Source organism: Ewingella americana ATCC 33852, assembly GCF_000735345.1.
Lineage (GTDB): Bacteria > Pseudomonadota > Gammaproteobacteria > Enterobacterales > Enterobacteriaceae > Ewingella > Ewingella americana.
The window spans coordinates 24,888-45,124 of record NZ_JMPJ01000039.1 but is presented as its reverse complement, the minus strand read 5'-3'; the positions used below and the strand labels follow the sequence as shown (position 1 = coordinate 45,124).

Sequence of the window (20,237 nt, the reverse complement as noted above, 5' to 3'; positions counted from 1 at the left end):
TTGAATGTAACTTTGAAATGAAAAACCAAAACTGGGGGTTTGGGGGCTCACAGCCCCCAATGGCAAAATCAAGCTTTTGCCACACTTTCTACTAATGCCATTTCTTCACTGCTCAGCAACTTCTCGATGTCGACCAAAATCAACATACGGTCGCCCAGCGAGCCTAGCCCGGTCAGGTACTCGGTGGAGAGTGTTACCGCGAACTCTGGCGCGGGGCGGATTTGCTCTTGAGTCAGAGACAACACGTCGGAAACGCCGTCGACCACGATACCCACCACACGGTTTTCGAAGTTCAGCACGATAACCACGGTGTTTTCATTGTATTCAACGTTCTGCTGGGCGAACTTCACGCGCAGATCGATGATGGGAACGATGACGCCGCGCAGGTTGGTGACACCCTTGATGAATGCCGGGGTGTTAGCGATGCGGGTTACCTGATCGTAACCACGGATCTCCTGCACTTTCAGAATATCGATACCGTATTCTTCATCACCCAGCGTAAAAATCAGGAATTCCTGTCCTACCGTTTCACCTGCCATTTTTGTCACGGTTGCAAGTCCGGCCATGTTATTCACCCTTCATCGTTCGGCTAAAATTGAGCCTCACCGGCATCACCAGTGAGGGCTTTTTCGTTTTTAAATGTTTGTTATGCAACGGCCGAATCGACGGCACGTTTATCACGGTTGAGCGCCTGCAAGGCGGATACATCAACAATCAGCGCCACGCTGCCGTCGCCCAAAATGGTTGCGGCGGAAATCCCCGGCACTTTGCGATAGTTACTCTCGAGGTTTTTAACTACCACCTGATGCTGGCCAATCAGTTGGTCCACCAGCAGCGCATAGCGGCGTCCGGCACTTTGCAGAATCACCACGATGGCCTGTGTCGCCTCGGTTTTCGCCCCGGTTACGTCAAACACGTTGTACAACTCGACCAGCGGCAGATATTCGCCACGCACTTGCAGCACGCGCTCGCCACCGGCCAGCGGGTGTAAGTCTTCCGCCAAAGGTTGCAGAGATTCCATCACCGCGTTCAACGGCAGGATGAACACTTCTTCGCCTACTTTGACTGACATGCCGTCGAGGATGGCCAGCGTCAGTGGCAGCAGGATGCGGATGGTGGTGCCCTTCCCTTGTTGGGAGTGGATTTCGACGTGACCGCCCATCTCCTGAATATTTCGTTTCACCACGTCCATGCCCACGCCACGGCCAGAGACGTCAGTGACTTTTTCAGCAGTCGAGAAGCCCGGCGCGAAGATGAGCATGCCGACTTCTTCATCGCTCATGTTGTCGTTGACGTTCAAACCCTGCGACGCGGCTTTGGCTAAAATCTTCTGGCGATTCAGGCCTGCACCGTCATCCACCACTTCGATACAGATATTCCCGCCCTGATGTTCTGCGGACAGCGTCAGGTTACCCGTCGGGTGCTTGCCGTTGGCGATACGCACGTCCGGAGACTCCACGCCGTGGTCCAGACTGTTGCGCACCAAGTGGGTTAATGGATCGATGATGCGTTCAATCAGGCTCTTATCCAGCTCGGTCGAACTGCCGAGCAGCGTCAGCTCAATCTGCTTATTCAGCTTGCTGGCAAGGTCACGAACCAGACGCGGGAAGCGGCTGAAAACGTACTCCATCGGCATCATACGGATGGACATCACCGACTCTTGCAAGTCACGGGCGTTGCGCTCCAACTGCCCCATGCTGTTAAGCAAATCGCTGTGCGCTACCGGGTCAAGCAGGTCAGAACGCTGGGCCAGCATAGACTGGGTGATCACTAATTCGCCGACTAAGTTAATCAGCTGATCCACCTTCTCAACCGCCACGCGGATGCTGGTTGACTCAGCGGCTTTTGGCGCACGGGCCTTGGCCGGAGCCGCCGAGTCAGGCACGGCAGCCAGAGCGGGTGCCGCGCGCGGAGCAGCAGCTTCAACAGGCGCGACAGGTTGCGCGATGACAGTCTCTGGTTCAGCAACGCCAGCTTCGACGTCATTGGCCGCCGACGGGCTGAAACTGATCTGCTCAGGTTCGATCACAAAGCAAAGCACGGCGCTAATGTCGTCTTCGCTCAGCGTGGTATTGAGGGTCGCTTCGACACTGTTTGCTGTCTGCACAGCATCATGCACCTCGCCAAGATTGCCCAGCTCTTCGAGCATCAGCGGCACTTCGGCTTCTTTCAGGCCAGAAAGCAGAATGCGTAAACCGCCGGAAGTAGCTGCCACGGCTGGCGTGCTCGCTGCCGGAGTTTCAGCCACGACGTGGAGATCCACCGCCGGTGCGCCCTGCTGCTGTTGCTGGGCTTCAAGCGCCAGCTGACGCAGCGCGGCGCAGATGTATTCGAAGCTTTCAGCATCAGGGTCCTGAGAGGATTTATAGGCGTCCAGTTGCTCCTGCATAATGTCTTTCGTTTCCAAAAACAGGTTGATGATGTCAGTGCTCAGGCTCATTTCTGCGCGTCTTGCACCGTCGAGCAGGTTTTCCAATAAATGGGTAGTTTCTTGCAGAACCGAGAATCCAAAGGTGGCGGCCCCGCCTTTAATCGAGTGCGCCGCGCGGAAAATCGCGTTGAGCTGCTCGATATCAGGCGTCTGGGGGTCAAGCAGCAACAGGTGTTGCTCCATATCCGCCAGCAGTTCGTCTGCTTCATCGAAAAACGTTTGGTAAAAATCACTAATATCCATGCTCACGTGATCACCTCTGCTGTGAATCGCGGCTTGCCGATGATGCCGGTTGCGCCGTAACGTCCGCCGCGGCAGGAACAGCCGTGGTTGGTCTGTTAGACGAGGAAGAACCTACCGGAGTCACCGTCTCACTCTTGGGTTGTTGTTGTTCTTGTGAGGGCTGCGTCGGTAAAGATTGCCCTGATGTTGGTGGTGTTGTTGATTCTGCTGCCGGTTCCTTGGACGTCAGGTGCGGCGCGAAAGCCGATGACGCTTTAGCACTTGGCGGTTCCACCGGGGCCGGAGCCGCAGTGTCATTGCCCGGAACCATTTTTTTCAGTTCGCCCGCGTCGCTAATGGTGACGGCTTCACCCTCGCTGTTTTCGCGCTCGATGGCCTCTTCGGCATGTTTATTCAGCACTAAAATGCTGATGCGGCGGTTAATCGCGTCGCCAGACGGATGGTCTTTCAACTGCATGGTCGAACCCATGCCCATCACGCGCAACACTTTGCCTTCGCTCAGGCCACCGGCAGTTAATTCACGGCGCGAGGCGTTGGCGCGATCGGTAGACAGCTCCCAGTTGCTGTAGCCGCGCTCGCCCATGGCGTAAGGCATGTCATCGGTATGACCGGCAAGGCTAATCTTGTTAGGGAAATCATCCAGCACCGGGGCTATCGCCCGCAGGATATAACGCATGTAAGGCTCAACCGTGGCGCTGCCCAACTGGAACATCGGGCGATTCTGGCTGTCGATGATCTGGATACGCAGCCCCTGTTCGGTGAGGTTAATCATCAGGTGCGGGCGCAAATCTTTCAGACGCGGATCGGAAATCAGCATCTGCTCCAGCTTCTCTTGCAGACGCTGCAAATCACCGATTTCACGCTGGTCGCCCTGCGACTGGATCATCTTATGCACTTCGCCGTCCTGCTGCGTCGGGTCATCCCCGCCGCCCGGGATCGGACTGGTTGCATCACTGCTGCGCGGGCCATTGGTAATGGCCACGGCTAATGGAGTACGGAAGTATTCAGCAATCTGCACCAGCTCTTTCGGGCTGGAAATGGAGATAAGCCACATCACCAGGAAGAACGCCATCATCGCCGTCATAAAGTCGGCATAAGCAATCTTCCACGACCCGCCGTGATGCCCGCCGCCGTGCTTGCCCTTTTTCCTGCGCACCACAACGATGGGATGACTCTGATGCTTCATACGTTTTCTTCTTCCGCTTGCTTGTTAGGCGATTTAACCTGACGAACGTGATCTTCAAGTTCGACGAATGAAGGACGCTCGGAGGTGTAAAGCGTTTTACGACCAAACTCGACCGCAATCTGCGGCGCGTAGCCATTCAGGCTCGAGAGTAAAGTCACTTTAATGCACTGCATCATCTTGGTGTTCTCAGCGCATTTCTGGCGCAACACCGCAGCCAGCGGAGAGATAAAACCGTAAGCCAGCAAAATACCGAGGAAGGTACCGACCATGGCGTGGGCAATCAGTGCGCCCAGTTCAGCAGCCGGACGGTCTGCCGCCGCTAAGGTGTGAACAATCCCCATCACCGCCGCCACGATACCGAACGCCGGGAGTGAATCCCCCACCAGCGCCAGACTATTGGCTGGCACTTCGCTCTCTTGCTCGTAGGTTTCAATCTCTTCATCCATCAACGCTTCGATTTCGAAGGCGTTCATGTTGCCGCTAACCATCAGACGCAGATAGTCAGTGAGAAATTCCACCAAATGTTTATCGGCAAGAATGCGCGGATAATTAGTGAAAATATCGCTTTCCTGCGGATTATCGATGTCGTTTTCCAGCGACAGCATCCCCTGCTGGCGCGATTTGGCGAGTAAGCGATAGAGCAGCGCCATCAGATCCATGTACAGCGCCTTGCTGTAACGCGATGCGCGGAACAGTTTCGGCAGTGCGCGAAGTGTCGATTTGATGGCTTTGCCGTTGTTGCCGACCAGAAACGCACCAATACCGGCGCCGCCGATGATCAGCAGTTCTGCGGGCTGATAGAGCGCGCCCAGCTCGCCGCCAACCAGCATGAAGCCGCCAAAGACTGAGCCCAGGACCACGATGTAACCGATGAGTACTAGCACGATGATTCCTTAATTCGATGTGGCTTTTGGGTATAGGCCAGACCAGAGGAAGCGCGCTTGAAGAGAGAATTGAGGTTTTGTCTTGTCAGCCGACAACCAAAACTATTGGGGATGTTGGGGAGGGATTGTAAAGAGTGGCATTTCACCACTCTTTAGCATCACGTGACCTTTCGCACTATGCTGCCCACATCATCTCAAACCGCGCGCTTGACCTTTTCGTCCAGCTCTTGAGATGTACTATCGGCAGCTTCCGGGGAAAGTTTACGTTTTTTTACTGCTCGTGAAGGCGGTTGGCAAAGACTGCACACAAAACCGTGACGTGGCTGGTGTGCATGGGTAATAAAAGAACCATCGCAGCAATTACAGGAAGAGAGTTGCAGCATGCCGCTGTCAACGAATCGAACCAGTGTCCATGCACGAGTCAGAGCCAAAATTGGCGCTTCACCCGGCTGCTCTGGACACTGCTCCAGATACAGACGATATGCCTTGATAACCGCCTCAACGCCATTGCAATGCCCACTCTTCATCAAGAAGGTGTAGGCGTTGTAGAACATGGAGGAGTGAATGTTCTGTTCCCACGTCATGAACCAGTCGGTGGAGAACGGCAACATCCCTTTCGGTGGAGGGCTACCACGCAGCTCCTTGTAGAGTTTGATTAACCGACCACGGCTAAGCTGCGTTTCACTTTCCAGCATCTGTAAACGGGCACCCAGCGAAATCAACTCCATCGCTAACTGAATATCCCGCGCTTCCTGAACAATACTTTTCTCGACGGGTTTGGCCGCAGCCTCTTTCGGTGTCGATGATGCTTTTATCGAGGACATGGTTATGCCCTTTTCTTAGAGGCGCTGCTGTCTTTAGCTGAAAGCCCTTTCAGCAAATGGCTAGACAACAGGATACCTGTGTGGATTTGCTGAAGATCATCCACTCGCGACTCTTGGGTCAGACGTTCAATTGTCTTGCTGTCGTCGAAACGAAACTGACACAGCAACTGATTCGTTTCAGCCAACTTCACCATTTGCGGCAAAGTAAGGCTCCCCAACGCATCAGCCATGACATCGTCGATCCCCAAGCGGAACATCGCGGAAGCCTTTTCGTCGTTTATTAACCGCTGTGCTAACAGCAAATATGACAGATTGATGTCATAAATATGTTTAAGCAATTCTGACATGCTTGTTTACCCCATACCGTCAGCTATGAATTCATAACTGGTTGATAGATATAATCACTGTTTGGTTTTTAAGTCCGACAGAGTATTTTTTTACTATCAAAACAATTGGCCATTGGACGATGAACATCACATTTCATTTTTTCAAAGAAATGTTTGCGAGGACAAAACGGGTTTATCTCGCGGTTTATGATTCACCGCCAATACAAAGTAGTTCCTGATGTAAACTATAAATGTGACAATTTCACGGCTAATTAAATTTAATAATTTATCAGTTGTAGCTTTTCGGCAGGGTCCGTTGCTGTGATTGCGTGTCATTCAGTGAAACGCTTTTACATACATTATTAGGATTAATCTTAATACGACGCAAATGTAACCCCGAATCATTAGCACATACAATCTCGCCCTCAGCGAATTTTGGATAAAGTGTGATGTGCGTCACAAAAATAAAACTTATTTTTATCCAAAAAGAGTGATTTGAGTAAAAAAACAGCTCAAAATTTATCCAAAAGTAAAAATGCGTCTTAAAATCCCTTCTCAGCCCCGTTTTTTCATTCATTTTTAGATCATTTAGTACAACATCTAAATAAAGCCAAATTAACCATACAAAAACATGATTAATGCATCATTTTTAGCCTAAAAATTCACAAAAGTGACTTTTGATAGCAAAAAATCCAGATTGCTTTAAAAATAGCTTGTTCTTTAAAAAATGGTCGTTGAAGTACTGTTTAGGAAGGTTTTTCAGGTTAATTCAGGAATAAGCGTGGGGATACCGTCAGTAAGTACGGCTTTATAAGTGTACAAAGTCAAGGTGTGTAACAAATAATTTTTGCAGCAGAAAACCTTCTGCCCTCAAGGAGGATACAGAAGTCAGGGTGAAGTGTGTGGCCCGATCTGCGGGCAACTGGGGTATCGGCACAGGGAACGGAAACTTTAGGGGCAAACCTAAAAAGAGTTTTATGCCATCGAAGAGGAAATGCTCAGACTAGTCTTAGGAATTTTATTACGCGGACAACATAAGGCATGGTATTCAGCGGCCCAAAAGCGCTAGCAGAAGCCGGTTTAAGGCTGTTAGAAATTTATTTCACCCAGCAACAGTAAAGAATAATTAAAATATCCATCACACATTTGTCATTTTATTGGTAATAAAAGCAGCTCAATATCGAACAATAAATAATTAAAAGTTGAACTGAAAACGTTAACAGTGAAACTTTTTCACCTTATTTCCTGTTATTCATCGGCGGTCTTTATATCTAATCGAAAAAAAACCCTCTATTGATTGAGAGGGTTTATTCAATTGATTAGCTAACTAGCTAATTAACTCACGGGCATCATTTCAGGATCAGGGTATTGATACTCAAAACCCAGCTCTTTGCAGATAAGACTGCCGTCGATTAACTTGCCCTTCGGCTGATTTTCAGCAACTTCAGCAAACTGCGGTTCGGTCAGCCCCAGCTGGCGAGCAAAGGCTGGATAGAAGTGACGTTTTTGCGTATGCACTGGCGCGCATAAGTTGTAGGTGTGCCCGCCTTTTGGCAAACCGAGCAGCAGCGTGATGGCCTCAATCACATCATCCTGATGCACCAGATTCACACCATCATCCCCGCCCTGCACGTCAGTTTTGCCAGCAAGGAATCTTCCCGGGTGGCGATCGGCCCCCACTAAGCCTGCAAGCCTGAGCACATCGACTGAGGTATTAGGCAGGCGATGGAACCAATTTTCCAGCTCCTCAAGCACTCTGCCGCTCGGCGTAACTGGACTCAGCGGCGAATTCTCACGCATGGTTCCCGTGCCATCACCATAAACAGACGTCGAGCTGGTAAAGATGATGCGGCCGACATTATAGGCCAGCGCGCTGTCCACCAGCTGCTGCACTGCCTGAAAATAGAGCTCACTGCCTTCCACCGTCCGGCGTGCTGGCAGAGTGATGATCAGCGCGTCGACATTTAATAGCACGTCCAGATCGGCGGCTTCACACTCCATCTCCGGCTTGAATACCAGAGGGAAACAGTTGATACCACACATGCGCGCGGCGTCGACGCCGTCAGGCGTAGTCTTGCTGCCGACAACCTCATACCCCTTCATGGCCAGAGACATTGCGAGTGGCATACCTAACCACCCCAACCCCACTATTGCGACTTTTTTCATTTATTACTCCATTCTGTTCGCGCCATGCGTTCCTGCATGATCAAGGTCGAAAACTTCTCATTCCACTTCTCACTTCACTTAGTTTAACAATTTATGCCTGTTCATTCGTTCAGGCAATGTCGGAAGCTGTCAGCTTTTTCTTATAAATGTTACAGACTGGGTCCACCCGCCGATCATTCACGTTTTAGATGAAAGTAGAGCACGAGATAAGAAAAATTTATCATCCTAAAAAAAGGTTGCGTCGCGGCCACCTGATAGTTTAGTTTTATTGACACAAGAATTGATACGCGCTGTGAATGATACTTCTAACGGTATTCACGACGCAGTTAATAAGCATCACTGACTAGAGATACACACATGACTAACGTTCTGTTCAACCACCATCATCACCATCACCCTGACTAGTCTTTCAGGCGTTTGGTGCTGGAAGACTGTTAAGATCTTCCAGTGGCGCAGAACCTAAAGAGAGCCCTCGGAAGATTGTCTTCCGAGGGTTTTTTTTTGCCCCTACCCTTCATAATTCAAGTTACAGGTGCGTTGGCTGCTTTTACTCACCCGAATCACTTACTTCAGTAAGCTCATCGGGATTCGTTCACTGGCCGCCTTCCTGTCACTCGAATTATTTTGGGTAAAAAGATTAAGCAAACACAACAAAATCAAATACTTATAAGGTCGAGGTTTTTATGTTGGATAAATCACGTTTACGGATAGCAATGCAGAAGTCAGGTCGCCTGAGCGACGATTCACGTGAACTGCTGGCACGCTGTGGGATCAAAATTAACCTGCAAGAGCAGCGCCTGATCGCTTTCGCAGAGAATATGCCAATCGACATCCTGCGCGTGCGCGATGACGATATCCCAGGGCTGGTAATGGACGGCGTGGTGGATTTGGGTATTATCGGCGAAAACGTACTGGAAGAAGAGCTGCTGAATCGCCGCGCACAGGGCGAAGACCCGCGTTACTTCACCCTACGTCGTCTGGACTTCGGTGGCTGCCGCCTGTCTTTAGCCACGCCGCTGGATTGTGACTACACCGGCCCGCAAAGCCTGCAAAATGCCCGTATCGCCACCTCTTACCCACACATCCTTAAACAGTACCTCGACAAGCAAGGCGTAGAGTTCAAATCCTGTCTGCTGAACGGTTCTGTCGAAGTGGCACCGCGCGCCGGTCTGGCCGACGCCATTTGTGACTTAGTCTCTACCGGCGCAACTTTAGAAGCCAACGGCCTGCGCGAAGTAGAAGTCATTTATCGTTCGAAAGCCTGCCTGATTCAGCGCGACGGCGAAATGCCGCAAGAGAAGCAGCTGCTGATTGACCGCCTGATGACCCGTATTCAGGGCGTGATTCAGGCTCGCGAATCCAAATACATTATGTTGCACGCGCCAAGCGAGCGTCTGGACGAAATCATCGACCTGCTGCCGGGTGCCGAGCGCCCTACTATTCTGCCACTGGCAGGTGACCAGCAGCGCGTCGCCATGCACATGGTCAGCAGTGAAACCCTGTTCTGGGAAACCATGGAAAAGCTGAAGGCGTTAGGCGCCAGCTCGATTCTGGTCTTACCAATCGAAAAAATGATGGAGTAAGACCATGCAGCCAACCGCGTTCAGCACCCCTATTGACTGGCAACAGTGCAGCGAAGAGCAGCGCCGCGATTTGCTGACTCGCCCGGCAATCTCCGCCTCTGATCGCATCACCGAGTCAGTCAGCGAGATCCTTAGCCGCGTTCGCAATGAAGGCGACAGCGCCCTGCGCGAATATTGCGCCAAATTCGATAAAACCGATGTGGCCGATATTCGCGTGACGGCCCAGCAAATCGAAGACGCCTCGGCTCGCCTTGGCGACGACGTAAAACAGGCGATGGCGCACGCGGTACGCAATATCACCACCTTCCATGAAGCGCAAAAGCTGGCAGTGGTCGATATTGAAACCCAGCCCGGGGTGCGCTGCCAGCAGCTGACTCGCCCGATTCAGTCGGTGGGTCTGTATATTCCTGGCGGCTCTGCGCCGTTGGTTTCAACTGTATTAATGTTGGCGACGCCAGCCGCAATAGCAGGCTGCCAGCGAGTGACGCTCTGCTCGCCGCCGCCAATTGCCGATGAAATCCTTTACGCCGCCAAGCTGTGCGGCGTCAGTGAGGTTTACCAACTCGGCGGCGCGCAGGCCATCGCGGCTCTGGCCTTCGGTACAGAAAGCGTGCCGAAAGTGGCTAAGATCTTCGGGCCGGGCAATGCCTACGTCACCGAAGCTAAGCGTCAGGTGAGTCAAAGCCTGAATGGCGCGGCGATTGATATGCCCGCCGGCCCGTCAGAAGTGCTGGTCATTGCTGACAGTGGCGCAACGCCTGATTTCGTGGCTTCTGACCTGTTGTCGCAAGCAGAACACGGCCCGGACTCACAGGTGGTATTACTGACGCCAAGCCTTGAGATGGCGAAAGCCGTGGCCGAAGCCGTTGAGCGCCAGTTGGCCCTGCTCTCACGCAAAGAGATTGCCCGTCAGGCGCTTGAAAGCAGCCGTCTGATCGTGGCGAAAGACTTAGCACAGTGCATTGAAATCAGTAACGCTTACGGCCCGGAACACCTGATTTTGCAAACCCGCGAGCCGGAAGCTTTGGTCGACAGCATCACCAGCGCGGGCTCGGTGTTTCTCGGTGACTGGTCACCGGAATCCGCCGGCGATTACGCCTCGGGTACCAACCACGTGCTGCCGACCTATGGCTATACCGCCACCTATTCCAGCCTCGGGCTGGCGGATTTTCAGAAGCGCATGACAGTGCAACAACTAACTCCGCAGGGCTTACTGGGTCTGGCGACCACCATTGAAACACTGGCGCAGGCTGAACAACTGACTGCTCACAAAAATGCCGTAACCCTGCGCGTCAATGCGCTGAAGGAGCAAGGACAATGAGTGATAAAAGCAATCTCAGCGTTCAGGCGCTGGCCCGTAAAAACGTTCGCGAGCTGACGCCTTATCAGTCTGCTCGCCGTCTAGGTGGCAATGGCGATGTCTGGCTGAATGCCAATGAATACCCGCTGGCTCCGCAGTTCGAGCTGACCGCGCAGACCTTCAACCGCTACCCGGAATGCCAGCCGAAGCTGGTCGTGGAGCGCTACGCGGCCTACGCCGGTTTGGATGCCAGCCAGGTGATCGTCAGCCGTGGCGCCGACGAGGGCATTGAGCTGTTGATCCGTGCATTCTGTGAGCCGGGCAAAGACGCCATCCTTTATTGCCCGCCGACTTACGGCATGTACAGCGTCAGCGCCGAGACGATCGGCGTCGAAGGCCGCACGGTTGAAGCCAATGAAGACTGGTCGTTAAATCTTCCTGCCATTGAAGCGGCGCTCGACGGCGTGAAGCTGGTCTACATCTGTAGCCCGAATAACCCGACCGGTAACCTGATCAATCCAGATGATTTGCGAGCCGTGCTGGAATTCACGCGCGGCAAGGCAGTCGTGGCGATTGATGAGGCGTATATTGAGTTCTGCCCGCAGGCATCGGTGGTCGGCTGGCTGCAAGAGTATCCGCACCTCGCCGTGCTGCGCACACTCTCCAAAGCCTTTGCTCTGGCCGGGCTGCGCTGTGGCTTCACTTTGGCCAATAGCGAGCTGATTGAGCTATTAATGAAAGTCATCGCGCCTTACCCATTGGCAACGCCGGTCGCCGACATTGCCGCACAGGCGCTGAGTGATCAAGGTTTGGCGGTGATGCGCGAACGCGTCGCGGAGATCAGCGACACCCGCGCTTGGCTGATTGAGCAATTAAACCAATGCGACTGCGTAGAACAGGTATTTACCAGCGAAACCAACTACGTTTTGGCTCGCTACACGGCTTCCAGTCAGGTCTTTAAAACCCTGTGGGATCAGGGCATTATCTTACGTGACCAGAACAAACAACCGGGGCTTTCCGGCTGCTTACGCATCACCGTCGGCACCCGCGCCGAGTGCCAGCGAGTCATCGACGCGCTCCGCCCTCTGCCCGGCGCAGGCCAGACAACAGTAACCACTAATAATGAATTTGCCCCAAGCAAGGAGCCAATGTGAGCCAGAGCCCGTTAGTACAAAAGATCTTATTCATTGACCGCGACGGTACGCTGATTTCCGAGCCGCCTGAAGATTTTCAGGTAGACCGTCTGGATAAGTTGGCGCTGGAACCGGGAGTGATCCCCGCTCTGCTGGCCCTACAGGGCGCAGGCTTTAAACTGGTGATGATCACCAATCAGGATGGTTTGGGCACCGCCAGCTTCCCGCAGGAAACCTTCGATCCGCCGCACAACTTGATGATGCAGATCCTGACCTCTCAGGGGATTGTGTTTGATGAAGTGCTGATTTGCCCGCACCTGCCTGCCGACCACTGCTCATGCCGTAAGCCGAAAACCGAGCTGGTGAAAGGTTATCTGGACAGCGGCGTGATGGACGTGGCGAACAGCTATGTGATTGGCGACCGCGATACTGACCTGCAACTGGCCGCCAACATGGGCATTGCCGGTTTACGCTACCAGCGCGACACCCTGAACTGGCCCGCGATTGCCGACCAGCTCACCAAACGCGACCGCCACGCCCATGTCAACCGCGTGACGCGCGAAACCGCCATTGATGTAGACGTCTGGCTGGACCGCGAAGGCGACAGCAAAATCCGCACCGGCGTCGGCTTCTTCGACCACATGCTGGATCAGATCGCCACCCACGGCGGCTTCCGCATGAACATTGAAGTCAAAGGTGACTTGTACATTGACGACCACCACACGGTTGAAGATACCGCGCTGGCGCTGGGCGAAGCCTTAAACAAGGCGCTGGGTGATAAACGTGGCATTGGCCGTTTCGGTTTCGTGCTGCCAATGGACGAGTGCTTGGCTCGCTGCGCGCTGGACATTTCTGGCCGCCCGCACCTCGAATACAAAGCCGAGTTCAGCTATCAGCGCGTAGGCGACCTAAGCACCGAGATGGTCGAGCACTTCTTCCGCTCACTCTCTTACGCTATGGCCTGTACCCTGCACCTGCGCACCAAGGGCAAAAACGATCACCACCGCGTGGAAAGCTTGTTCAAAGCCTTTGGCCGCACATTGCGTCAGGCGATCCGCGTTGACGGCAACACCCTGCCGAGCTCGAAAGGAGTGCTTTGATGAACGTCGTTATCCTTGATACCGGCTGTGCCAACCTCTCTTCTGTCAAATACGCCGTGCAGCGTCTGGGCTATGAGCCGCAGGTCAGCCGTGACCCGGAGATTGTGCTGCACGCTGATAAGCTTTTTTTGCCGGGCGTTGGCACAGTTCAGGCCGCTATGGAGCAGCTTGAGCAGCGCGAGCTGATCGACTTAATCAAGGCTTGTACTCAGCCTGTACTGGGCATATGCCTTGGCATGCAACTGCTCGGTTCCGGCAGTGATGAGAGCGGCGGCGTGGCGACGCTGGGCATTATTGATACGCCAGTGCAACGCATGCAGGACCTAGGTTTGCCTCTGCCGCACATGGGCTGGAATCAGGTGATTGCCAACGCTGACAGCCATTTGTTCCGTGGCATCGACGAGAACGCTTACTTCTATTTCGTCCACGGCTACGCAATGCCAATCTGCGAGAACACCATCGCGCAGACGCTCTACGGCGAGGCGTTCACCGCCGCCGTACAAAAAGATAATTTCTTCGGCGTGCAGTTCCACCCCGAACGCTCGGGTGCCGCAGGCGCACAGCTGCTGAAAAACTTTCTGGAGATGTAAGCACCATGATTATTCCCGCTTTAGATTTAATTGATGGCAGCGTGGTGCGTTTGCATCAGGGCGATTATGGTCAACAACGCGATTACGGCAGCGATCCGCTGCCAAGACTGCAAGATTATCAGCGCCAAGGTGCCGAAGTGCTGCACTTGGTGGACTTAACCGGCGCGAAAGACCCGGCCGCTCGTCAGATCCCACTGTTGAAAAAGCTGCTGGCTGGCGTAACCGTACCTGTGCAAGTCGGCGGCGGTATTCGCACCGAGCAGGATGTCGAAGCCCTGTTATCCGCTGGCGCAACCCGCCTGGTGGTTGGTTCAACGGCGGTAAAAGACCCCGAGACCGTGCAAGGCTGGTTTAGCCGTTTTGGCGCTGACGCTCTGGTGCTGGCGCTGGACGTGCGCATTGATGAGAATGGCACTAAAAACGTGGCCATCAGCGGCTGGCAGGAGAACTCCAACGCGACTTTAGAACAGGTGGTCGAGCAATATCTGCCTTTCGGCCTTAAGCACGTGCTGTGCACGGATATCTCCCGCGACGGCACTCTCGCAGGCTCGAACGTGGAGCTGTATCGCGAAGTAACTGCACGCTTCCCGCAAGTGGCATTTCAGGCATCGGGTGGGATTGGTAATTTGGATGATATCGCCCAGTTGCGCGATAGCGGCGTAACAGGCGTGATTGTCGGGCGGGCTCTGCTCGAGGGCAAATTTAGCGTGACGGAGGCAATTTCATGCTGGCAAAACGGATAATCCCCTGCCTTGATGTTAAAGACGGACAGGTAGTAAAAGGCGTGCAGTTCCGCAATCACGAGATCATCGGCGACATTGTGCCGCTGGCAAAACGCTACGCTGAAGAAGGTGCGGACGAGCTGGTGTTTTATGATATCACCGCCTCATCCGACGGCCGCGTGGTAGATAAAAGCTGGGTATCGCGCGTGGCGGAAGTCATCGACATTCCTTTCTGCGTAGCGGGCGGGATTAAAAGCGCTGAAGACGCGGCGCAGATTTTACAGTTCGGCGCGGACAAGATTTCCATCAACTCCCCGGCACTGGCTGACCCAACGCTAATCACCCGACTGGCGGATCGCTTTGGCGTGCAGTGCATCGTGGTTGGCATCGATACGTGGCACGACGCCGAGACCGGTAGCTATCAGGTTCACCAGTTTACCGGCGATGAAGCGCGCACCAAAGTCACCACTTGGCAGACGCAGGATTGGGTGAAAGAAGTGCAGCAGCGCGGCGCGGGCGAGATCGTGCTAAACATGATGAATCAGGACGGCGTGCGTAATGGCTACGATTTACAGCAGTTGCAGCTGATCCGTGAAGTTTGCCATGTGCCACTGATCGCCTCGGGCGGCGCGGGTACGCCACAACACTTCCTCGACGCATTTTTACAAGCCAACGTAGATGGCGCACTGGCGGCGTCCGTGTTCCACAAACAAATCATCAATATCGGCGAGCTGAAGAGCTATCTGGCCGAAAACGGCGTGGAGATCCGCTTGTGAGTAATGAAACTTTGAATAACGCGCGTTTAAGCGAAGAACAGATTGCCCAGTTGGACTGGGAGAAAGTCGACAATCTGATGCCAGTCATCGTCCAACACGCGGTGTCAGGCGAAGTATTGATGATGGGGTATATGAATCAGGAAGCCCTGACGATAACTCAGGCTTCTGGCAAAGTGACCTTCTATTCCCGAACCAAGCAGCGCTTGTGGACCAAAGGCGAAAGCTCCGGCAACTTCCTCAATCTGGTCAGCCTCTATCCCGACTGTGATAACGACACCTTGCTGGCGCTGGTCAACCCTATCGGCCCGACCTGCCACAAAGGCAACAACAGCTGTTTCCACCCTGCCGCTACCGACTGGGGTTTCCTGTTCCAACTGGAAGAACTGCTGGCTTCACGCAAAAACGCTGATCCAGAGAGTTCATACACCGCCAAACTCTACGCCAGCGGCACCAAGCGTATTGCACAAAAAGTGGGTGAAGAAGGCGTAGAAACCGCCCTCGCCGCCACGGTCAATGACCGTTTCGAACTCACCAACGAAGCGTCTGATCTGGTATATCACCTGCTAGTGCTGTTGCAGGATCAAGATTTGAACCTGAGCACGGTGATTGAGAACTTGCGACAGAGACATAAGAAGTAATTTAGAGAAATTTGGATAAAAAAAAGGCCGGTTTGGTTAAACCGGCCTTTTGAAATGAAGCATTTAAAGCTTACGCTTTATAATTTTTAATCTTATTACGTGTAAGAACCACTGTTGACCCCACAATCAAACCAAGAAGTGCGCCCAATATTAAAGAAATCACCTTCTTTGGACCACTACCACGGATTTGCAAGTCAGGTTTCATGACATAACGCAATGAATATGTTGTTGGTGTAACTGTTTTTAAAGCAGTTACAGATAAGAGTAATTGACGAGTATTGAAATAACTATCGTCAAGCGGTAATGGACGAGTTGCTTCGTTCTTAATCATTGAGGAAAGCGCCGTGCTACCAAGAACGAAGAGTGTATCCTCAGAAAGACTTTCAGCTTGTTGGACAATCGGTGTTTTAACGTTGGATTGCTCAGCAGTTAAAAGTGCTTGGTTTAATACTTGCAGACGTTCATCTTTTTTCTCTTGTGCAATTTTCTCTTTATTTGCCAGAGATTCTTTCAACTCTCCAAGTGTAGAATCAATGCTAGTTTGCAAGTCATCATTTAGCTCTGTGACAACTCGCTTATTAATCTGCTGAATATAAGTAGTTAGTGTTTTCTGTGCATCTGCCGCGCTGTATGCGGTATAACTAATTCTTAAGGGAATTGCCTGATCTTTATTAGCTGAAGTAATAGATAATGTTTCCGGTACTTGTTGGTTATCTAACTGCTCGGCTAAGGCAGAAATAGCAGAATTAAAACGACCAAAGAAACGCTGTTGGACATCAAAAGTATTTGGTGCATTACCAGTCTGACTATATAAAACCCCCATAGCATTAGTATAGCTTGCTATTTGTCCTGAATCTGGATAGGTAACAATTGCATTTGAAGTCCATTTCTCTTTTACGGTAAAGACGTAAATGCCTGCAATAATCACGGCGATAATGACAAAAGCAATGATGGTAAACTTGCCATTTTTTAGCTGTATTAAAATGTCAATTAAGTCAATAGTATCTTGTGAGTCACTACGATGACTTTTCATCATATTATTGTTATCTTGATTCATGATTATCCTAAGAAAATTTATTCATAATTTACAGTGATACTCAATAGTAGATTATAGAGGAGCCATTTCTAAAAAACCTAATTGAAAAATGAGTATTTTAATAAGATTGAACTGAAAGTATTCGAATGAGGAAGGTCGGTCCTGCAACTTACAATGATGGTCCATACATATTCATTTGTTAATGAAAAACGACCCACTTTCGGGTCGTTTTTTAATACCATCTACAAAACGAAGCGATCAATCCAACCATTCGGTATGGAATACGCCGTCTTTATCAGTGCGCTTGTAAGTATGTGCACCGAAGTAGTCACGCTGTGCTTGGATCAGGTTTGCTGGCAGAACCGCTGAACGGTAGCTGTCGTAGTAGTTGATCGCAGCAGAGAATGTCGGAGTCGGGATGCCGTTCTGAACAGCATAAGAGACTACGTCACGCAGCGCTTGCTGGTATTCGTCAGCGATATTTTTGAAGTACGGAGCCAACAGCAGGTTAGCGATTGACGCGTTCTCTGCATAAGCATCAGTGATTTTCTGCAAGAACTGAGCGCGGATGATACAACCAGCGCGGAAGATCTTAGCGATTTCACCGTAGTTCAGATCCCAGTTATTTTCGTCAGATGCTGCTTTCAGCTGTGAGAAGCCTTGAGCATAAGAGACGATTTTACCCAGGTACAGAGCACGACGGATTTTCTCGATGAACTCTGCTTTCTCGCCAGCGAAAGGTTTAACTGCTGGGCCGGTCAGTACTTTTGAAGCCGCAACGCGCTGATCTTTCAGAGAAGAAAGGTAACGAGCGAATACGGATTCGGTGATCAGAGTCAGTGGTTCACCCAGATCCAGAGAGCTCTGGCTGGTCCACTTACCGGTACCTTTGTTAGCGGCTTCGTCCAAAATCACATCAACCAGATATTTGCCTTCTTCGTCTTTCTTGGTGAAGATATCTTTGGTGATGTCGATCAGATAGCTGCTCAGCTCGCCTTTGTTCCACTCGACAAATGTGCTAGCCAGCTCTTCGTTGGTCAGCCCCAGAGACTGTTTTAACAGAGAATAAGCTTCAGCAATCAGCTGCATGTCGCCGTATTCGATACCGTTGTGAACCATCTTAACGTAGTGGCCCGCACCATCAGCACCGATGTAAGCAACGCAAGCATCGCCATCTTCAGCACGAGCAGCGATTTGCTCAAGGATTGGCGCTACCAGCGCGTAAGCTTCTTTCTGACCACCAGGCATGATGGATGGACCTTTCAGAGCACCCTCTTCACCGCCGGAAACGCCGGTACCGATGAAGTTGAAACCTTGCTCAGACAGTTCGCGGTTACGGCGAATAGTGTCTTTGTAGTAGGTGTTGCCGCCATCGATCAGGATGTCGCCCTTATCAAGGTGCGGAGTCAATGAAGCAATGGTTTTGTCTGTTGCTTCGCCCGCTTTCACCATCAGCAGGATACGACGCGGTTTTTCCAACGAGTCAACAAACTCTTCGACGCTGTAGTGCGGAACCAGATTTTTACCCGGGTTTTCATCGATCACTTCATCAGTTTTGTCGCCTGAACGGTTAAAAATAGAAACAGAATAACCGCGGCTTTCGATGTTCAGCGCCAGATTACGGCCCATTACCGCCATACCGACAACACCGATTTGTTGCTTGGACATTGGAAACTCCTGTCTAAAGGATGATACCTGTGAGGACTCTCCCCACAGCACAATTGTGGCATCTATGTTAACTCAGCTTAATGTCAATGACATAGCGATTGATGCGATAGATGGTTCAAGCGTACACAAGGTGTACTAACAATAAAACCACGCATTTGCTCACAAAATCAGAAAAAAACCAACCGAATTTAACATTCGCTCAATCTAGCTATGCCTAGCCTCACTGAAGGACATTACTGACGTAATAGGGAGAGAATTTCGGCGGTTTTTTCTTCCATCAAGGTGATATCGTTTTTTGACTCAACGTTCAGTCGAACTACGGGCTCGGTATTTGATGTTCTCAAATTAAAACGCCATTTATCAAATGAAAGACTGATACCATCTGTAAAGTCAGTAGCAACTGAGCTGTCTTGATAGACTGAAAGTACGCGGTTTATGGCTTCTGTTGGATTAGCTAGCTTACTGTTAATCTCCCCTGAAGCTGGATAGGCTTCAATGCGATTTTTGACAAGTTGCCCCAAACTTTCACCTTTAATGCTAACAAGTTCGGCTATCAACAACCAAGGGATCATGCCACTATCGCAATAGGCGAAATCACGGAAATAATGGTGCGCACTCATCTCGCCACCGTATACAGCATCCTCACTTCGCATGCGTTCTTTGATAAAGGCATGACCTGTCTTAGACATCACAGGTATCCCCCCAGCCTCAACTACTACATCGATAGTATTCCAGCTCAGCCTAGGGTCGTGAATGATTTTGGCGCCGGCATTTTTTTGTAAAAAAGCCTCTGCCAGTAAACCGACAATATAATAGCCTTCAATAAACTCACCACTTTCGTCGAAGAAAAAGCAGCGATCAAAATCACCGTCAAATGCAATACCCATATCTGCATTATGCTCAATCACAGCATCACGGGTATCAGCGCGGCACTCTGGTAACAGCGGATTTGGGATACCATTAGGGAAGTTACCGTCTGGAGTGTTATGCACTTTTATAAAAGTCAGAGGGATATTCAGTGATTTGCAGCGCTGTTCTATCGCATCAATGACAGGACCCGCAGCCCCATTACCAGAGTTAATCACTAATTTCAGAGGCTTTATGCAGCTAATATCAACATAAGAAAGAATATGATCAATATACGCATTTACTAGGGAGATTTTTTTGTAGCCCCCACGCTGAGATTCATCTCTTAAATCAAACGAATTCCTTTCAGCAAGCAGTTGGATATCAAGCAACCCTGTGTCACCACTGATAGGCCTAGCACCTTCTCGTACCAACTTCATCCCATTATAATCCATAGGATTATGACTCGCAGTGACCTCAATTCCGCCGTCTACACCAAGATACCATGTGGCGAAATAAATCTCTTCCGTGCCGGAGACACCAATATCTAAAACATCCACTCCGGCATCTTGCAAGCCAGTAGCCAGCGCTTGTTTTAAGGATTCACTGGTTAGTCGAACATCACCTCCAAGAACCACAGTTTTAGGCTTTAGAAGTTCGCCATAAGCTCGTCCGATACGCAAGGCAATATCTTCATTTAACTCTTCGCCCAAACGCCCCCGGATATCGTAGGCTTTAAAGCAGGTCAGTTTGCTCATTATTTTCCTTTCTCATGGCATACGCTA

At 51.3% G+C, this 20,237-nt stretch carries 19 protein-coding genes and 1 other annotated feature; of the genes, 9 read left to right on the top strand and 10 right to left on the bottom strand.

The features are described 5' to 3' along the window. Positions 1–68: 68 nt before the first annotated feature. From cheW to GEAM_RS06995, 7 genes are all read right to left on the bottom strand, one after another. Positions 69–566 carry a chemotaxis protein CheW gene (gene cheW / locus GEAM_RS07025; protein ID WP_034789926.1) on the bottom strand — a complete coding sequence of 166 codons (498 nt, stop codon included), beginning with the start codon at positions 564–566 and terminating at the stop codon, positions 69–71. 80 nt (positions 567–646) lie between these two features. Then, positions 647–2,674, bottom strand: a complete 2,028-nt coding sequence (gene cheA, locus GEAM_RS07020) for a chemotaxis protein CheA (protein WP_210435883.1) — start codon at positions 2,672–2,674, stop codon at positions 647–649. Between the two features lie 10 nt (positions 2,675–2,684). Then, complete coding sequence (motB, locus tag GEAM_RS07015; RefSeq protein WP_034789923.1) at positions 2,685–3,860, bottom strand: flagellar motor protein MotB; 1,176 nt, start codon at positions 3,858–3,860, stop codon at positions 2,685–2,687. Continuing rightward, positions 3,857–4,744, bottom strand: coding sequence for a flagellar motor stator protein MotA (motA, locus tag GEAM_RS07010; protein WP_034789922.1), 888 nt, complete (start codon positions 4,742–4,744; stop codon positions 3,857–3,859). Before motA ends, motB begins: the two co-directional genes overlap by 4 nt. 194 nt (positions 4,745–4,938) lie before the next feature. Then, the gene (gene flhC / locus GEAM_RS07005; protein WP_051899434.1) at positions 4,939–5,568 is read right to left on the bottom strand and encodes a flagellar transcriptional regulator FlhC; all 630 of its coding nucleotides are present in this window, start codon (positions 5,566–5,568) and stop codon (positions 4,939–4,941) included. A 2-nt stretch (positions 5,569–5,570) separates the two neighbouring features. Continuing rightward, positions 5,571–5,915 carry a flagellar transcriptional regulator FlhD gene (gene flhD / locus GEAM_RS07000; RefSeq protein ID WP_034789920.1) on the bottom strand — a complete coding sequence of 115 codons (345 nt, stop codon included), beginning with the start codon at positions 5,913–5,915 and terminating at the stop codon, positions 5,571–5,573. Positions 5,916–7,229: 1,314 nt separating this feature from the next. Next, positions 7,230–8,060, bottom strand: coding sequence for an SDR family oxidoreductase (locus GEAM_RS06995; RefSeq protein ID WP_034789919.1), 831 nt, complete (start codon positions 8,058–8,060; stop codon positions 7,230–7,232). Between the two features lie 357 nt (positions 8,061–8,417). On the opposite strand from GEAM_RS06995, the gene hisL reads away from it, so the two are divergent. The 9 genes from hisL to hisIE all read left to right on the top strand — a co-directional run bounded on the left by hisL (position 8,418) and on the right by hisIE (position 15,902). Further along, a complete protein-coding gene (gene hisL, locus GEAM_RS23080) occupies positions 8,418–8,465 on the top strand; it encodes a his operon leader peptide (protein WP_128124630.1) in 48 nt (15 codons plus the stop codon). Continuing rightward, positions 8,441–8,563: a sequence feature (His leader region), on the top strand. (Overlaps the previous gene by 25 nt.) Before the next feature lie 180 nt (positions 8,564–8,743). Then, complete coding sequence (hisG, locus tag GEAM_RS06990; protein WP_034789918.1) at positions 8,744–9,643, top strand: ATP phosphoribosyltransferase; 900 nt, start codon at positions 8,744–8,746, stop codon at positions 9,641–9,643. Positions 9,644–9,647: 4 nt separating this feature from the next. Next, positions 9,648–10,964: a histidinol dehydrogenase gene (gene hisD, locus GEAM_RS06985; protein WP_034789915.1), complete on the top strand. Its 1,317-nt coding sequence runs from the start codon at positions 9,648–9,650 to the stop codon at positions 10,962–10,964. After that, the gene (hisC, locus tag GEAM_RS06980) at positions 10,961–12,097 is read left to right on the top strand and encodes a histidinol-phosphate transaminase (protein WP_034789914.1); all 1,137 of its coding nucleotides are present in this window, start codon (positions 10,961–10,963) and stop codon (positions 12,095–12,097) included. Before hisD ends, hisC begins: the two co-directional genes overlap by 4 nt. After that, complete coding sequence (gene hisB, locus GEAM_RS06975) at positions 12,094–13,176, top strand: bifunctional histidinol-phosphatase/imidazoleglycerol-phosphate dehydratase HisB (RefSeq protein WP_034789913.1); 1,083 nt, start codon at positions 12,094–12,096, stop codon at positions 13,174–13,176. Before hisC ends, hisB begins: the two co-directional genes overlap by 4 nt. Further along, positions 13,176–13,766 (top strand): imidazole glycerol phosphate synthase subunit HisH, encoded by a 591-nt coding sequence (hisH, locus tag GEAM_RS06970; protein ID WP_034789911.1) that lies wholly within the window; start codon positions 13,176–13,178, stop codon positions 13,764–13,766. Before hisB ends, hisH begins: the two co-directional genes overlap by 1 nt. 5 nt (positions 13,767–13,771) lie before the next feature. Further along, on the top strand, positions 13,772–14,509 hold the full coding sequence (gene hisA, locus GEAM_RS06965; protein ID WP_034789910.1) for a 1-(5-phosphoribosyl)-5-[(5-phosphoribosylamino)methylideneamino]imidazole-4-carboxamide isomerase: 738 nt from the start codon (positions 13,772–13,774) through the stop codon (positions 14,507–14,509). Beyond that, on the top strand, positions 14,491–15,264 hold the full coding sequence (hisF, locus tag GEAM_RS06960; protein WP_034789908.1) for an imidazole glycerol phosphate synthase subunit HisF: 774 nt from the start codon (positions 14,491–14,493) through the stop codon (positions 15,262–15,264). The genes hisA and hisF overlap by 19 nt, the downstream gene beginning before the upstream one ends. An 11-nt stretch (positions 15,265–15,275) precedes the next feature. Continuing rightward, positions 15,276–15,902: a bifunctional phosphoribosyl-AMP cyclohydrolase/phosphoribosyl-ATP diphosphatase HisIE gene (gene hisIE / locus GEAM_RS06955; protein WP_419471226.1), complete on the top strand. Its 627-nt coding sequence runs from the start codon at positions 15,276–15,278 to the stop codon at positions 15,900–15,902. A gap of 70 nt (positions 15,903–15,972) precedes the next feature. Here hisIE and wzzB read toward each other — a convergent pair whose 3' ends face one another. From wzzB to cpsG, 3 genes are all read right to left on the bottom strand, one after another. Then, positions 15,973–16,959, bottom strand: coding sequence for an LPS O-antigen chain length determinant protein WzzB (gene wzzB, locus GEAM_RS06950; RefSeq protein ID WP_034789906.1), 987 nt, complete (start codon positions 16,957–16,959; stop codon positions 15,973–15,975). A gap of 237 nt (positions 16,960–17,196) precedes the next feature. Then, positions 17,197–18,606, bottom strand: coding sequence for an NADP-dependent phosphogluconate dehydrogenase (gene gndA / locus GEAM_RS06945; protein ID WP_034789905.1), 1,410 nt, complete (start codon positions 18,604–18,606; stop codon positions 17,197–17,199). Positions 18,607–18,839: 233 nt separating this feature from the next. Further along, positions 18,840–20,210 (bottom strand): phosphomannomutase CpsG, encoded by a 1,371-nt coding sequence (cpsG, locus tag GEAM_RS06940; RefSeq protein ID WP_034789903.1) that lies wholly within the window; start codon positions 20,208–20,210, stop codon positions 18,840–18,842. Between the last annotated feature and the right edge of the window lie 27 nt (positions 20,211–20,237).